The sequence below is a fragment of the Halorubrum trapanicum genome (assembly GCF_017873555.1).
In the GTDB taxonomy this organism is placed as follows: Archaea; Halobacteriota; Halobacteria; order Halobacteriales; family Haloferacaceae; genus Halorubrum; species Halorubrum trapanicum.
In genome coordinates this window covers 235,543-249,589 of sequence record NZ_JAGGKE010000002.1, presented here as the reverse complement: position 1 = coordinate 249,589, position 14,047 = coordinate 235,543, and the positions used below count along the sequence as shown (strand labels likewise).

The 14,047-nt window shown below is 64.1% G+C and carries 21 protein-coding genes and 2 tRNA genes; 7 read left to right on the top strand and 16 right to left on the bottom strand.

Annotation, left to right across the window (positions count from 1 at the left end):
• Window positions 1-52: 52 nt before the first annotated feature.
• Together J2744_RS03685 and tnpA are read right to left on the bottom strand one after the other, a co-directional pair.
• Window positions 53-1,294, bottom strand: coding sequence for an RNA-guided endonuclease InsQ/TnpB family protein (locus J2744_RS03685; RefSeq protein WP_209544668.1), 1,242 nt, complete (start codon window positions 1,292-1,294; stop codon window positions 53-55).
• A gap of 1 nt (window position 1,295) precedes the next feature.
• On the bottom strand, window positions 1,296-1,700 hold the full coding sequence (tnpA, locus tag J2744_RS03680; RefSeq protein ID WP_209544666.1) for an IS200/IS605 family transposase: 405 nt from the start codon (window positions 1,698-1,700) through the stop codon (window positions 1,296-1,298).
• Between the two features lie 199 nt (window positions 1,701-1,899).
• On the opposite strand from tnpA, the gene J2744_RS03675 reads away from it, so the two are divergent.
• Window positions 1,900-2,265 carry a DUF4870 domain-containing protein gene (locus J2744_RS03675; protein ID WP_209544664.1) on the top strand — a complete coding sequence of 122 codons (366 nt, stop codon included), beginning with the start codon at window positions 1,900-1,902 and terminating at the stop codon, window positions 2,263-2,265.
• Between the two features lie 116 nt (window positions 2,266-2,381).
• Here the strand turns inward: J2744_RS03675 and rpsB are convergent, their stop codons facing one another.
• From rpsB to J2744_RS03610, 13 genes are all read right to left on the bottom strand, one after another.
• Window positions 2,382-3,215 (bottom strand): 30S ribosomal protein S2, encoded by an 834-nt coding sequence (gene rpsB / locus J2744_RS03670; protein ID WP_209544647.1) that lies wholly within the window; start codon window positions 3,213-3,215, stop codon window positions 2,382-2,384.
• Window positions 3,216-3,231: 16 nt separating this feature from the next.
• Complete coding sequence (gene eno / locus J2744_RS03665) at window positions 3,232-4,434, bottom strand: phosphopyruvate hydratase (RefSeq protein WP_209544645.1); 1,203 nt, start codon at window positions 4,432-4,434, stop codon at window positions 3,232-3,234.
• Window positions 4,434-4,610: a DNA-directed RNA polymerase subunit K gene (locus tag J2744_RS03660; protein ID WP_209544642.1), complete on the bottom strand. Its 177-nt coding sequence runs from the start codon at window positions 4,608-4,610 to the stop codon at window positions 4,434-4,436. Before J2744_RS03660 ends, eno begins: the two co-directional genes overlap by 1 nt.
• 3 nt (window positions 4,611-4,613) lie before the next feature.
• Complete coding sequence (locus J2744_RS03655; RefSeq protein ID WP_006628058.1) at window positions 4,614-4,808, bottom strand: DNA-directed RNA polymerase subunit N; 195 nt, start codon at window positions 4,806-4,808, stop codon at window positions 4,614-4,616.
• A gap of 12 nt (window positions 4,809-4,820) precedes the next feature.
• A complete protein-coding gene (locus tag J2744_RS03650; RefSeq protein ID WP_209544640.1) occupies window positions 4,821-5,219 on the bottom strand; it encodes a 30S ribosomal protein S9 in 399 nt (132 codons plus the stop codon).
• Entirely contained in the window at window positions 5,213-5,662 is a 450-nt protein-coding gene (locus tag J2744_RS03645) for a 50S ribosomal protein L13 (protein ID WP_209544638.1), read from the bottom strand. Before J2744_RS03645 ends, J2744_RS03650 begins: the two co-directional genes overlap by 7 nt.
• Window positions 5,659-6,012: a 50S ribosomal protein L18e gene (locus J2744_RS03640; protein ID WP_209544637.1), complete on the bottom strand. Its 354-nt coding sequence runs from the start codon at window positions 6,010-6,012 to the stop codon at window positions 5,659-5,661. Before J2744_RS03640 ends, J2744_RS03645 begins: the two co-directional genes overlap by 4 nt.
• Window positions 6,013-6,051: 39 nt before the next feature.
• Window positions 6,052-6,136 (bottom strand) — tRNA-Leu (locus tag J2744_RS03635).
• 149 nt (window positions 6,137-6,285) lie between these two features.
• Entirely contained in the window at window positions 6,286-7,038 is a 753-nt protein-coding gene (locus J2744_RS03630; protein WP_209544635.1) for a DNA-directed RNA polymerase subunit D, read from the bottom strand.
• A gap of 1 nt (window position 7,039) precedes the next feature.
• Window positions 7,040-7,429, bottom strand: a complete 390-nt coding sequence (locus tag J2744_RS03625) for a 30S ribosomal protein S11 (RefSeq protein WP_004046448.1) — start codon at window positions 7,427-7,429, stop codon at window positions 7,040-7,042.
• On the bottom strand, window positions 7,429-7,962 hold the full coding sequence (locus J2744_RS03620; RefSeq protein ID WP_209544633.1) for a 30S ribosomal protein S4: 534 nt from the start codon (window positions 7,960-7,962) through the stop codon (window positions 7,429-7,431). Before J2744_RS03620 ends, J2744_RS03625 begins: the two co-directional genes overlap by 1 nt.
• Window positions 7,959-8,480 (bottom strand): 30S ribosomal protein S13, encoded by a 522-nt coding sequence (locus J2744_RS03615; RefSeq protein WP_209544624.1) that lies wholly within the window; start codon window positions 8,478-8,480, stop codon window positions 7,959-7,961. The genes J2744_RS03620 and J2744_RS03615 overlap by 4 nt, the downstream gene beginning before the upstream one ends.
• Window positions 8,481-8,536: 56 nt before the next feature.
• Window positions 8,537-8,622, bottom strand: a tRNA-Ser gene (locus tag J2744_RS03610).
• Between the two features lie 350 nt (window positions 8,623-8,972).
• Here J2744_RS03610 and J2744_RS03605 point away from each other — a divergent pair.
• Window positions 8,973-9,617: a hypothetical protein gene (locus J2744_RS03605; RefSeq protein WP_209544622.1), complete on the top strand. Its 645-nt coding sequence runs from the start codon at window positions 8,973-8,975 to the stop codon at window positions 9,615-9,617.
• Window positions 9,618-9,725: 108 nt separating this feature from the next.
• On the opposite strand, the gene J2744_RS03600 is transcribed toward J2744_RS03605, so the two are convergent.
• Window positions 9,726-10,055 (bottom strand): hypothetical protein, encoded by a 330-nt coding sequence (locus J2744_RS03600; protein ID WP_209544620.1) that lies wholly within the window; start codon window positions 10,053-10,055, stop codon window positions 9,726-9,728.
• 216 nt (window positions 10,056-10,271) lie between these two features.
• Here J2744_RS03600 and J2744_RS03595 point away from each other — a divergent pair, with 216 nt between their 5' ends.
• The 5 genes from J2744_RS03595 to J2744_RS03575 all read left to right on the top strand — a co-directional run bounded on the left by J2744_RS03595 (window position 10,272) and on the right by J2744_RS03575 (window position 14,036).
• Window positions 10,272-10,709 carry a hypothetical protein gene (locus tag J2744_RS03595; protein WP_209544618.1) on the top strand — a complete coding sequence of 146 codons (438 nt, stop codon included), beginning with the start codon at window positions 10,272-10,274 and terminating at the stop codon, window positions 10,707-10,709.
• A 173-nt stretch (window positions 10,710-10,882) separates the two neighbouring features.
• Window positions 10,883-11,923, top strand: a complete 1,041-nt coding sequence (locus tag J2744_RS03590) for a zinc-binding dehydrogenase (RefSeq protein ID WP_209544615.1) — start codon at window positions 10,883-10,885, stop codon at window positions 11,921-11,923.
• The gene (locus J2744_RS03585) at window positions 11,913-12,350 is read left to right on the top strand and encodes a hypothetical protein (RefSeq protein WP_209544613.1); all 438 of its coding nucleotides are present in this window, start codon (window positions 11,913-11,915) and stop codon (window positions 12,348-12,350) included. Before J2744_RS03590 ends, J2744_RS03585 begins: the two co-directional genes overlap by 11 nt.
• A gap of 84 nt (window positions 12,351-12,434) precedes the next feature.
• Window positions 12,435-13,013: a (d)CMP kinase gene (gene cmk / locus J2744_RS03580; RefSeq protein ID WP_209544611.1), complete on the top strand. Its 579-nt coding sequence runs from the start codon at window positions 12,435-12,437 to the stop codon at window positions 13,011-13,013.
• Between the two features lie 21 nt (window positions 13,014-13,034).
• A complete protein-coding gene (locus J2744_RS03575) occupies window positions 13,035-14,036 on the top strand; it encodes an RNA-guided pseudouridylation complex pseudouridine synthase subunit Cbf5 (RefSeq protein ID WP_209544609.1) in 1,002 nt (333 codons plus the stop codon).
• Window positions 14,037-14,047 lie beyond the last annotated feature (11 nt).

Below are 14,047 nucleotides of genomic sequence, written 5' to 3'. Positions count from 1 at the left end.
GGACGGACGCGACCGGGTGCGACGTCGGCGACAACACGTGAACTACCCTACCCTACTCGCTCACGGCTGACGCCGTTCGCTCCTTGAGGGTAGGGCTTCCTGCTTCCACGACGCGCTTTGCAGATACAGGCGTATCCACAGGGAGCGCAGTCTCCACAGGCGTTGATTCGGAGTATCCCACTCCTACATCTTCGAGACCGCGAGAAAGGATGTTCCACGCCGCGTTCGCGTCCCTGTCCGCCTCAAACCCGCAGGCGGGACAAGAGTGTTCACGGACCCACAACGGCTTGTCGGTCGAAACGCCGCACGACGCGCACTCCTTGGTCGTCCCTCTCGGGTTCACCGCGACGAAGTGCGTTCCTTCACGCTCGCACTTGTATTCGAGTAACGAGAGGAACGTCCGCCACGCGGCAGACGCCGTGTTGCGGCTGTTCGACGGACTTTCCATCATCCCCTTCACGTTCAAGTCTTCGACCGCCACGAGGTCGTATTCCCGAGCGTAGTACGCAGAGAGCTTGTGCAGGAAGTCGCGGCGCTTCCGTCGGAGATCGGCGTGACACTCCGCGACTCGACGCCGTTGCTTCTCGTAGTTGTTCGACCCGTGCTGTTTGCGCGAGAGCTTCCGTTGTTCGCGCTCCAAGCGGTCGCGTTCGTCTGAGAGGTCGAGCGACTCGACCGCCGTGCCGTCGGTGTCGTGGGCGTACTTGAGAATCCCAACGTCGATACCGACGCACTTCTCGGGGTTCTCAGGCGGTTCGGGTGGTTCACGGTCCATTTGGACGCCGAAGGTAGCGAACCACTCACCCGTCGGTTCCTTCTTGACCGTGACCTGTTTGAGTTTCGCGTCGTCGGGGATGGCGCGGTGGAGCCGTATCGGTATGTCCGCGAGTTTCGAGAGACTCAGCACAGTCTGACCGCCCTTCTTGTCGAGCTTGAAGCCAGACTGACTGTACGTGAAACTGCGGAACTCCCGTGGCGGCTTCCACTTGAGTTGACCGACGCCGTAGCCGTTCTCCTTGAGCGCGGAGAGGCCTTTGAGGTTGTCGAATAGCCGTTCAACGACGGTTTGGAGAACCTTCGAGTACACGTCGGAGAGGCCGTCCCACCACGTCTTGAGGTCGGGGAGTTCCGACCGAAGCGTGGTCATGGACGGCAGTTCGCCGTGGTCGTCTTGGTACTCGTTGAGGCGGTAGAGCGTGTGGTTGTACAGTTGCCGACAAATGTCTCGGTGGCGGTCCAACTCCTCGCGGTGGGCGTCGGACGGCTTGAGACGGTACTTGTAGGCGTAGTACATTCTACTCGCGTTGGTCCTCTACGTACTTTTTCAGCACATCCAACGACACCTGCCCTGTTGAGATGAGGCAGTAGGAGTCGTTCCAGAACGAGTCGCCCCACAGTTCGGTCTTCAGTTCATCCTCGTACTCGTTTCGGATACGGCGAGCAGTCGCGCCCTTGACCGTGTTGATGAACTTCACGAGGTCCGTGGTTGGTTTCGCTCGGAACAGGATGTGAACGTGGTCGTCCTCTCCGTCGAAGTTCGTCAGTTCGACGTCGTACTTGTCCGTGAACCCGCTGATGACCCCGCGAATGAATTGGGTTCGCTCCTCGGTTAGCACTCCGCGCCGATACTTCGTAGTGAGTATCAGGTGGTAGTGTAGGGAATACGTCGAATGCGCTTCCGAATCGAGGTCGTATTCCATTGGGTTCGTACTATTATACGGTACTCCAATACAAAACCGTTGCGACTACGTGGGCCTGTGGGCCTGCAACCGTATCGCTGTATGAACAGATGATGACGGCGCTGTATCTCCACCCTACTCCGCTCCCTTCGGTCGCTCCGTCGAGGGTGGGGCTTAGCGCCTATATCCAGCTAAATATCCGGACCCGAATCTCGGATCCATGGCATCTACGACAGAGAGCGTCGGTGACGGAACCAACGGCAACACCAGCATGGCGGCCATCACGCACATCCTCGCGCTGTTTACGTGGCTGATCGGACCGCTCGTGGTTCTCCTCGTCACCGACGATGAGTTCGTGAAGGCGAACGCCCGTAAAGCGATAAACTGGCAGATCTGGCTCACGATCTACTCGATCGTTGGAGGCCTGTTCGTGCTAGTGACCGCGGTCATCGGAATTGGTCTCTTGATCGCGCCGATACTGTTCTCCGTTCTTGGCCTCATCGACCTCGTGTTCATCGTCATCGCCGCGGTGAAGGCGGCCGACGGTGAGGTATGGAGCTACCCGCTCACGATCGACCTACTGTAGACGGCGGCTCGCGCCCCACATTTTCGGTCCGGTCTTCGCTCGAGCGCCGCCGCTAAGACACTGTGACTCTGGTTCAGAACGTTCGAGAAAAGTCGAACTCGACGTCGAAGACCGACTTACAGCTCGTCCTCGAAGTCTTCGAGGGCGAACACGGTGTCGGTGCCGCGGCGGTCGAGCGTCTCGTTGGCGAGGAGCCAGTAGACGACCGACAGCGCGCGGCGACCCTTGTTGTTCGTCGGGATGACGAGGTCGACGTTCGACAGCTGGTTGTTGGAGTCGCACATCGCGATGACCGGGATGCCGACGGTGATGGCCTCCTTGACGGCCTGCGCGTCGCCGATCGGGTCGGTCACCACGACGACGTCCGGCTCGATGTAGCCGGCGTAGTCGGGGTTCGTCAGCGTGCCCGGGATGAAGCGTCCCGTGCGAGCGCGGGCGCCGATGGCGTCCGCGAACTTCTCGGCCGGGAACCGGCCGTACTGTCGCGAGGACGTGACGAGGATCTGCTCGGGGTTGTAGTTCGCGAGGAAGTCCGCCGCCGTTCGGATCCGCTGGTCAGTCAGGCTCACGTCGAGGACGTACAGCCCGTCGTCGCGGACGCGGTGGATGAACCGCTCCATGTCCTTCGTCTTCTGCTGGGTCCCGATGTGGACACCCGCGGAGAGGTAGTCCTCGACGGGGATCAGCAGGTCGACGTCGTCGTCGGGCATGACGTCGTCGTCGAACGGGGAGGCGTCCTCCTCGTCGGCGTCGTCGCCCGCGTCGGTCTCGGCGGCCGCCTCGCTCTCGGCGTCGGCGGGTGCTTCGGGTTCGGCGTCGGCGGACGCCCCCTCGGCAGCCGCGTCAGCGGTCGGTTCCTCGGTCGTGTCGGCCTCCTCCTCGACCGCCGCGTCGACCGCCTCGGTCTCCGCGTCGTCGTCGAGTTCGACCGCGTCGTTGTCTTCGCTCATGCGTGGTGTCGGTCCGTCATACCGCGTCGTCCGCGATGCGGACCAGTTCGTTCAGCTTGGCTGTTCGCTCGCCGCCGACCGTACCGGTCTTGATGTAGCCGGCGTCGGTCGCCACGGCGAGGTGTGCGATGGTGGTGTCCTCGGTCTCGCCCGAACGGTGGGAGATGACCGTCTCGTACCCGTTGCGGGCGGCGAGTTCGACCGCGTCGAACGCGTCCGACAGCGTCCCGATCTGGTTCGGCTTGATCAGGATGCTGTTGGCCGCGCCCGCCTCGATCCCGTCTTCGAGCCGCTCGACGTTGGTGACGAACAGGTCGTCGCCGCAGATCAGCGTCCGGTCGCCGACCCGGTCGGTCAGCTCCGCGAACGCCTCGTAGTCGTTCTCGTCGAGCGGGTCCTCGACGTACGCGAGGTCGTACTCATCGACGAGACCGGCGACGTACTCGATCTGCTCGTCGGCCGACTTCGTCTCGTCGCCGTACACGTACGCCTCCCGGTCGTCGTCGTACAGCTCGGCGGCCGCCATGTCGAGTCCGAAGCGGATCTCGAATCCGACTTCCGCCTCGACGCGGTCGACCGCCTCGTCGACGACCTCGAACGCCTCCGCGTCCGAGATGGGGGGCGCCCACGCGCCCTCGTCGCCCTTCGCCGCGGGAACGCCGCGCTCGTCGAGCACGTCCGCGACCGCCGCGTGGACCGCGGCGTTCGCGAAGACGGCCTCCGAGACGCTCGGCGCGCCCACGGGCGCCGCGAGGAACTCCTGAATGTGGGTCGCCTCCTTTGCGTGTTCCCCGCCGCCGACGACGTTGCCGAGCGGAACGGGGAAGTTCTCGCCGCGGAACGCGCCGCCGAGGTGCTGGTACAACGGCGCGCCGAGCACGTCGGCGGCCGCCTTCGCGGCCGCCATCGAGATGGCGACCGCGCTGTTGGCGCCGATGGCGGAGAAGTCGTCCGTGCCGTCGGCGGCGCGTAAGGCGTTGTCGACCGCGCGCTGGTCGCCCGCGTAGACGCCTTCGAGGCGCGGGACCGCGTGTTCGCGGGCCTTCGCGATCGACTCGCTCGCGGGCAGTTCGATCGCCTCGTACTCGCCCGTCGAGGCCCCGCTGGGGGCCGCGCCGCGCCCGAAGCCGCCGGACTCGGTGAGCACGTCGGCCTCGACCGTCGAGTTCCCCCGCGAGTCGAGCACGCGACGCAGCGAGACGCCGGTGATTCGCGTCATCAGCTGTCCCTCCGTACCGTGAACGGAAGCACGCCCGCGTCGTACTCCTCCGCGGCGACGAGGATCGGCTCCGTCTGGTCCGTCTCGATCAGCACGGGCGCCCCGTAGGACACCTGTAGCGCTCGCGCGCCGAGGATTCGTGCCTTCTCGTATCGATTGTATCGCTGTCCTGACATAGTTTACTGGTACGGCGAGACGACGTCGACGAGGTCGCGGTGGCTCACCAGCATGCGCCGGCAGCAGTGCCGGTCGACCCCGAGGTCGTCGAGCACCTCGCCCGGGTCTTCGTCGCCCTCGCGAGCCCGCTCTTTGAACTCTTCCCAGTGTTCACCCACGACGTTGCCGCACGTGAAACACCGAACGGGGATCATCATGACTGGATCACCTCAGCGGTAGGACTTCTGGTAGCGAGCGCGCGCGCCGGGTCCGCCCCACTTCTTGGGTTCGGACTGGCGCACGTCGTTGACCAGCAGGGTACGGTCGAAGTTCATGTACGCGTCGCGCAGCTCGGCGTCGCCGAGGTGCTGGACGAGACCGCGGGCGATGGCGGTCCGCGTCGCGTCGGCCTGGCCGCTGAAGCCGCCGCCCTCGACGTCGATGTCGATGTCGACGCCGTCGCGGAGCTCCTCGCCTGCGATGCGGAACGGCTCCAGCATCTTGAGCCGCGCCTGTTCCGGTTCGACCAGCTCGACTGGCTGGGAGTTGATGCGAACGCGACCCTTGCCCTCGCGTACGGTGGCGCGGGCAACGGCCGTCTTCTTCTTGCCTGAGGTGTTCGTTACCATGTGACGTTGGCTCCCAGAGACTCGGAGATCGATCCGAGCGTCGTGAATTTGATGTTCGAGAGTCGGTCGAGCGAGGTGCCGTCGAGGACGACGCTCTCGACGTCCTCGTCGCGCTCGTAGGGGTTCCCGACGTACACGCGCACGTTCGAGAACGCCTCGCGGCCGTCCTCGGACTTGTACGGCAGCATGCCGCGGATGGCGCGCTTGAATATCCGGTCGGGGCGCTTGGGGTAGTACGGCCCGCTGTCCGAGCCGAGCTCCGCGCGCTTGTGGTACGTCTCCATCGTCGCCTCCTCGTTGCCGGTGATGACGGCTCGCTCGGCGTTGACGACGGCGACGGTCTCCCCGGCGAGGACGCGCTGCGCGACCTCCGAGGAGACGCGACCGAGGATGCAGTCGCGGGCGTCGACGACGACGTCCGCGTCTATCTTCGCGAGACTCATCGGACCACCCGGACGTTGCTTCCTTCGGGGTTCTGTTCGATGAACTGTTCCAGCGTCACCGCTTCGCCGGCCTGGTCGATCTTCGTCCGGGCGGTCCCGGAGAAGTCGACCGCGGCGACGGTGACGTTCGTTTCGAGCACACCGCTGCCCAGCACCTTGCCGGGGACGACGACCGTCTCGTCTTCCTGAGCGTACCGCTCGATGCGGCCCAGGTTGACCTCAGCGTGCGTGCGCCGTGGCTTCTCGAGTCGGTCCGCGACGTCCTGCCACACGTTGGCACCGGAGTCACGCGAGACCGACTTCAGATCGGCGATGAGGTTCTGTAGTTTCGGGTTCGTCTTGCTACTCATAGCTGTCCCTCCTGTACGGAGAGTTCGTGGAAAACGGAGTGCAGGGAGCAGGATTTGAACCTGCGGACCTCTACAGGACAGCGCCCTGAACGCTGCGCCGTTGGCCTGACTTGGCTATCCCTGCGTGCACTCCACCGTATTCCGGCTCCCTTCAAACCACTTTCGGTCCCGCCGTCCGCCGACCCTGCCGCGAGCGCTCCGGCGGTCGGAGCGGCGCCGCGGCTGGCGGCGGGGGCGACGGTCAGGGGGTTGGTTCGAAGGGCCGTCATTTCCTTATACTGCGACTTTCGTCTGTAGTTCGTCCGCGCGCTCCTCGATGGAGCCGATCGCGCGGAGCAGCAGTTCCTCGACGTCGAACGAGCCGTCCGTCTCGATGTGGAAGACGAACGCTTCCGGCACGTCCTCGACCGCGACCTCCTTCCCGGGGAACCGTTCCGAGAGGTCGTTGTCGAACTCGTCGGTGAGCTCGATCTCCCCGTCCGGCGTCTCGATGACACCGCGGAGGATGTTCGGCTCGTCGTCGTCGAACTCGCCGCGGTCGCCCTCGACCGAGACGCGCTGGAGGTGACGGTAGCCGACGGAGACGCCGCCCTGGTGTTTGGCGTGCTCCTTGCCGGTGTCGAGGACCGCGTCGGCCTCGAACTCCAACCGCTGTCCCTCCTTCAGCTCGATGATCGGAACGTTGTCGTCGGCGACCTCGACGAGCGGGTCCGCGCACTCGATGTCGCCGGAGTACGCCGTCGCCGGGCCTTCGACGTCGAGCGCGAGGGTGACCTCGTCGCCGACCTCGAAGTCGTCGAGCGGGGTCGTCAGGGGGATAAGCCCCAGACGCAGGCCGATCATCTCGTCGAACATGACCGAGGAGTTCTCGACGAACCGGACCGTGTCGATCGAGAACGTCGGGACGTCGGCGATCATCGCGCGGCGGATGCCGTTGGCGAACGCCGGCGTGAGCCCGCGGATCAGCACCCGCGCGCTGCGTTCGTCCCGTTCGACGTACTGGACGTCGAATTCGTCTTCGGTCATGTCAGACTCGCTTGTTCTTCGGCGCCTTCGTCCCGTCGTGCGGGATGGGCGTGACGTCCTCGATTCGGCCGATCTCGACGCCCGCACGCGAGAGCGCGCGGATCGTCGCCTGCGCACCGGGACCGGTGGACTTGTTGAGGTTGCCGCCGGGACCGCGCACGCGAACGTGCACGCCCTCCAAGCCGGCGTCCTTGACGCGCTCGGCGACGACCTCCGCCATCTGCATGGCGGCGTACGGCGACGCCTCGTCGCGGTTCTGCTTCACCACGGTGCCGCCGGACGACTTGGCGATCGTCTCGGCGCCCGTCTCGTCGGTGACCGTGATGAGCGTGTTGTTGAACGACGCGTACACGTGGGCGATGCCCCACTTTCCGTCCTCGGATTCACTCATTAGTTACCCTCCTGAGACTCCGCGCGCTCGGGGTGGAGATCGTCCGCGAGCGGACTGTTCTCGTCGAAATCGATGGCTCCCTCGTCGTCGACGTCCACCTTCACCGACGGGCGCGTGACGCGGGCGCCGTTGACGGTGATGTGGCCGTGAACGATGAACTGGCGGGCCTGCTGGGTCGAGGAAGCGAAGCCCTGGCGGTAGACGACCGTCTGGAGCCGACGCTCCAGAAGATCCGTCACGTCGAGCGACAGGACCGTCGAGATGTCGTCGTTGTCCCCGAGGATGCCGATGCGGCGGAGGCGTGCGACGAACTCCGCGCCGGCGTCCTGAGCGGCGTCGACGTCGCCCTGCGCCTCGCCGAGCAGCCGTCGGGCCTCCCGGCGCATGTTACGCAGCTCGGACTGGGCGCGCCAGAACTCCTCTTTGTTCTTCAGGCCGTACCGCGAGAGGAGATCGGACTCCTCGGCGATGCGCTCGCCCTGGTACGGGTGGTTCGGCGTCTCGTAACCCTTGGTGTTTTTGCCGGTGCTCATTCCTCGTCACCGCCTTCTTCGTCTTCCATCTCCTCGCGGATCTCCTCGACGTTGACCCCGATGGTCCCCTCCGAGCGACCCGTGGACTTGGTGCGCTGGCCGCGGACCTTCTGCCCGCGCTTGTGGCGCACGCCCTTGTACGATTCGATGATCTTCATCCGGTTGATGTCGTGACGGCGCTTCTCGTCGACGTCGGTGCCGACGAGGTGCGTCGTCTCCCCGGAGAAGAAGTCGTTCTGTCTGTTCGTCATCCACGACGGGACGTGGTCTTCGAGGTTCTCGGCGATGTCGACCACCGCGTCGATGTCATCCTCGTCGAGGAGCCCGAACGTGGCGTTTCGGTCCACGTCGGCCTTCTCGGCGACCAGCCGCGCCGTGCGCGTGCCGATGCCGTCGAGTTCGGACAGGCTTCGCTCGACCGTCTTCGTCCCGTCGAGGTCCGCGCCCCCGATCCGAACGAAGTACTGGAGGTCTTCCTCCTCCTCCGGTGAGTCGTCCTGTGATTCTTCCGTGCTCATGTGTTGGTTGTGGTGAGTCCTACCGGCGCGAATCCGGCGGTACTCGTCCGTTCGAGCGTTGCGGCGGGGATTCGAACCCCGGAGGCAGTGACGCCACAGAGTTAGCAACCCTGCGCCTTGGGCCAAGCTTGGCTACCGCAACCCGCGTTGTATCATCGCCCTCTCGGACTCGGGACCCGACGCCCCTGCAGTTCGTGCGTTCGTTACCTCCCGCTTTCAGTACTTAAACATCACGAAACGGCCGGGTCGCTGTGGGCGATTCGCACGGTTGTCGCGGAGGTCGTATCGGGGGATGATGAGATCCGCGTCGAACGCGCGGGTTCGATGAGGCGACTCCGTTGAAAACCTCTTCTTCAGACAGATTCCTGTCGGAAACAGCCGGTCGCTGAGGCGTGCGTATTGAGCGCGTCGTACCTTCTGGCTCTTTGATACGCAGGTTCATCTCTAGTGCTATCAACAGATATTCTACCTCAGAGATATTCATTCAAGATAATGAAGCGTCGCACGTTCCTTGGACTGGCCGCCAGCGCCGGGGGCGTCGGCGTCCTCGGGGCTACAGCCGCGATCGCCAACAAACCCCCCGCTCCACCAGCCACGCACGCCGAGGAGCCAGTTCCTTCAACAGGTCAACGGAACAGCCCCATCGTGGCCACCGACACGACGACAGCGGGACGCGAGACGTATGGTACCGTTCAACAGTCCGCATCGGTTCTTGACCTCGAATTGACCAACCGCTACGCTCTCGTCACCAAGTATCGGCTTATCCCGGGAGCGAACGAGACGGGAACCGAGTGGAAGACTGCCTCGCTAACGGTCGAACACGGCTGGCACTCAGGCTCGCTCGTCTCTCACTCCGGAGACGTTGTTCCCGCTGACGATGGCAACGCCGATTCAAACCTTTACTTGGATACTGACCAGTCAACGAGGCGGTACCGGTGGGATCTAATGTTTGATACCGCGACGGGGAACTCCCACATCTTTCGCTTCGCCACTGTCGTAGACCGTGAAGAGCCACCGGAGACAGACGATACTCTCGTTGATGCGATGTTCGGGGCGGGCTTCACGAAGGGATTCCTCAGGGGCTCAGAACGGGACCGTGCGACGGCAAGACTCGTAATGCAGGGAACGAACGACTAGCGCCGGAAGACACTCACACAAATGTGTTGACCACTAGGCATTTCATCTGTACTGAACGATCTATGGGGGATTGTGCGGCTGAATCAACCGTAAAACCTAGCCCACAACTCAAGGAGTATTTCCAAGCGCAAATAGAATAAATAATACAACGAAGCCAATCGCGGCAATTGCTATAAGCACAACACCTGATCGCAGCAATAATATTGTATTTTTGTTCTTGTCCGGTACAAAACCAGATACTCCGTAGGAAAGAAAAGCTAAACTGATCAGAAACGGAAATAATGTAACTATTGAGGACGCGTTGAAATCAACTGATCTGAATGTTAACGCAAACAAGATTATACCAATGGCAGATAAAATGCCATAGCTGACCTCCCCACCTCGTTTTTTAACGATCGTATCTCTTATGCTCAGCAGATATCCTGTGAAATTAGTCATTATGTATAGAATCGTTGGACTCGACATATGTCTTGGGTCCTTCTAACAACCCGCTGAGTTTCCATTTCAAGTGTGTATTATTACTGTACTGAGCGATTGAGAGTGTGAAAACATCAACCGCTGAGGATTTCAACAGAGCCCCCTACTATCTATCTGTCTAATTTTCTGCGACCTTCTTGATTAAAAGCTTATACAACCAGTGAACCATCGTGGTGTATGGACTCTCGGTTAGAATCGCTTCTCTTAGGGAAGTCGCTGAACCTATCGCTTCGGTATCTCGGGTACTCGGTCGTTCTCATGGCCTTGTTCTTCGGTCAACTCTATCTTGTTGGAAATTCCGGTATGGGAAACTCATTTGGTTTGCTTATGGGTCCACTTGGAATCACAGTATCAGCGATTATTCTGGCAGGGATACATACATATCGAAACGACGGAATACTCGTGAGTATTGCTGTCACCGTCATCATCATGAGCAGCTTTACACTGTACGGTGTTATCTCGCTTAATCACCCCCAACCTGACTATGGGCTTTTAACCGGCGTGGGGACAGCAATCTTCTATGGCCTCCCAATAGGGATTATCTCAGCTACTGTTGCGTATGCGTTACGGCGATTTCTCCCGAGGCAATCACCTGTCGTGTCTGAGAAAAAGTAGAATATGAGGACTCCTCTACTGAGCAAACTCCAGAGACCGTTCAGTAGCTCACCTGTGCCGACCGAGACCGGAGAGAACGTGTCTCTTTCTGCGGATTTCGACAGCACAGTCGAGGCGTGTCGCTCAGTGCCGTGAGGCGTACTGTTTAGTGGGTTCCGCGGGAGGACCCGAGTATGCAAGCCGTTCAGTTCGGCGACCACGGCGACCGCGACGTGATCGAGTACGGCGAGTTCCCGGACCCCGAACCGGACCGCGGCGAGGTGCTCGTCGACGTCAAGGCCGGCGCGTTGAACCACCTCGACATCTGGACGCGCCGCGGCATGCCCGGCATCGACCTGGAGATGCCGCATATTCCCGGCAGCGACGCGGCGGGCGTCGTCGAGGCCGTCGGCGAGGGCGTGACGCGCTTCGAGCCGGGCGATCACGTCGCCGTGAGCGCCGGCGTCTCGTGCGGGAACTGCGAGTTCTGCCGGAACGGCGAGGAGTCGCTCTGCGTCTCCTTCCACATCATCGGCGAGCACGTCCGCGGCGTCCACGGGGAGAAGGCGACGGTCCCCGAGGCGAACCTCGTCCCGGTCCCGGACGGCGTCGACTGGGAGGTCGCCGGCTCCGCGTCGCTCGTCTTCCAGACCGCGTGGCGCATGCTCCACACGCGCGCCGAGATCGAGGCGAGCGAGAGGGTGCTCGTCCTCGGCGCCTCCGGCGGCGTCGGCCACGCGGCCGTCCAGATCGCCGACCACGCGGGCTGTGAGGTGTTCGCGACCGCCTCCACCGAGGAGAAGCTCTCGCACGCCGAGGACTGCGGCGCCGACCACGTCATCGACTACGAGGCGAACGACTTCGCCGAGGAGATCGACGCACTCACTGGGAAACGCGGCGTCGACGTCGTCGTCGACCACATCGGCGAGGCCACCTACCCGGACTCGCTGAAGTCGATGGCGAAGGGCGGCCGGCTCGTCACCTGCGGCGCGACGACGGGCGGGAACCCGGGCGCCGGACTCAACCGCATCTTCTGGAACCAGCTGTCGGTGCTCGGCTCGACGATGGCGACGCCCGGCGAGGTCGACGACGTGCTGGAACTCGTCTGGGACGGCACCTTCGAACCCCGAGTGCGCGAGGTCCTCCCGATGAGCGAAGCGCCGCGCGCACACGAGATGATCGAGAACCGTGAGGGCTTTGGCAAAGTGGTGGTTAAACCCGATAGTGAGTTCTGAGACCGACGCCGGCGCGGACGACGCAACCGACGGTACGGACGCGACCGCCGACGGCACCACCGACGGCGGCTACGTCCACGTCCCCGGAACCGAGGGAGATGGCGGTGATGCGGGCGGTAGCGACGCTGACTCGGGTGGTAGCGGCGGTGGCGCGGGCGGCGACGGCGACGATCCACGGGAACGGACGGCGGCCGCCGGCGAACCGACCGCCGACGGCTTCGGCCGCAGGGGATGGGCGCTGACGGCCGTGCTGTTCACCTGCGTGCTGGTCATCCCGGGGATCATCTACGTCTACCCGTACGCGGCGGGCGCGTTCGGTCTCACCTTCTTCGCGACGTACCTCGCGCTCCCGCTCGTCCCCGCACTCCTGCTCGGACTCGTCGCGGTCTGGTCGATGACGGCGGCGACCGCGGACGGCGAGGCGTGAGCGGCGCCTCCGCATCCTCCCACCGACCGGTTTCGCTCGGCGCCGAACGACAACCGTTTTGAACGGCACCCGCGGAGTGAAGCTATGTTGATCACCGTCTCCGGCCCGCCGGGGAGCGGGAAGAGCACCAACGCCGTCCAGCTCGCTGACGCGCTCGACCTCGGGCACGTCTCCGGCGGCGACATCTTCCGTGAGATGGCGGCCGAGCGCGACATGACGCCCGTCGAGTTCAACGAGTTCGCCGAGGAGGACCCGCAGATCGACCGCGACCTCGACCGTCGCCTCCGGGAGATCGCGGTCGAGCGCGACGACGTCGTCCTCGAATCGCGGCTCGCCGGCTGGCTCGCGGCCGACCACGCCGATTTCCGTTTCTGGTTCGACGCGCCGCTGTCGGTTCGCGCGGAGCGGATCGCGGAGCGCGAAGCGAAGGCCGTCGACCGCGCCAGAACTGAGACGGAGCGCCGCGAGACCTCCGAGCGCAAGCGGTACCGGGAGTACTACAACATCGACATCGAAGACCTCTCGATCTACGACGCCGCGTACAACACCGCCCGCTGGGGGCCGGAACGCTTCCTCGACGTCCTCGTCGCGACCGTCGAGGCGTACGACCCCGCGGACGACGAGGGGAAAGCACCCGTCGAAGACGTCGTGTACGACTTCTGAGCCGCACCCGCCGCCCATCTCATGACAGACGCTTCCGACGCCGACGCAGACGCCCCCGCCGACGGCGAGGGACCCCTCAGAGCGCCTCCCGGTGAGCGCTCGGTGCCGGAGCTGCTCCGGTTCGGCGTCGTCAACCTCGACAAGCCCGCCGGTCCCTCCTCACACCAGGTGTCGGCGTGGGTTCGCGACGGCGTCGACGAGACGCTCGCGACGCTCGATCCGGAGGGACCGCCCACCGGCGGCGTCGCCCACTCCGGCACGCTCGATCCGAAGGTCACCGGTTGTCTCCCCACCCTGACCGGCGACGCGACGCGCATGGCGCAGGTGTTCCTCGAGGGCACCAAGGAGTACGTCGCGGTGCTGGAACTCCACGGGTCGCCCCCGGCCGACTTCCGCGAGGTGGTCGCCGAGTTCGAGAGCGAAATTTACCAGAAGCCGCCCCGGAAGAGCGCCGTGAGCCGCCGGCTCCGCACCCGGACGGTCCACGACCTCGACGTGCTGGAGGTCGCGGACCGAAAGGCGCTCCTCCGGATCCGCTGCGAGTCGGGGACGTACGTCCGAAAGCTGTGTCACGACATCGGGCTGGCGACCGGCGTCGGCGCGCAGATGGGTCACCTCCGGCGCAGCGCCACCGACCCGTTCGACGACCGCGACCTTCACACGCTTCAGGACCTCGTCGACGCGCTCGCGTGGGCCGAGGACGGCGACGACGCGTTCCTCCGCGAGGTCGTCCGCCCCGCCGAGGACGCCCTGACGCACCTCCCCGCGGTGACGATCGCGCGGTCGGCCGCGCGCAGTGTCGCGACCGGCGCCCCCGTCTACGCGCCCGGCGTGATCGACGTCGACGACGACGCCGTCCCGGCGGCGGGAGATGACGAACCGGCCGGCGACGACCCTGACGCGGACCCCCCGCTCGTCGCGTGCTTCACTCCTGATGGGACGGCGGTCTGTCTCGGGCGAGTCGTCGGTGATCCGGACGCCGAGGGCGGGACGGTCGTCGCCTTAGAGCGCGTTCTTTTATAGCTCCGCCGCGA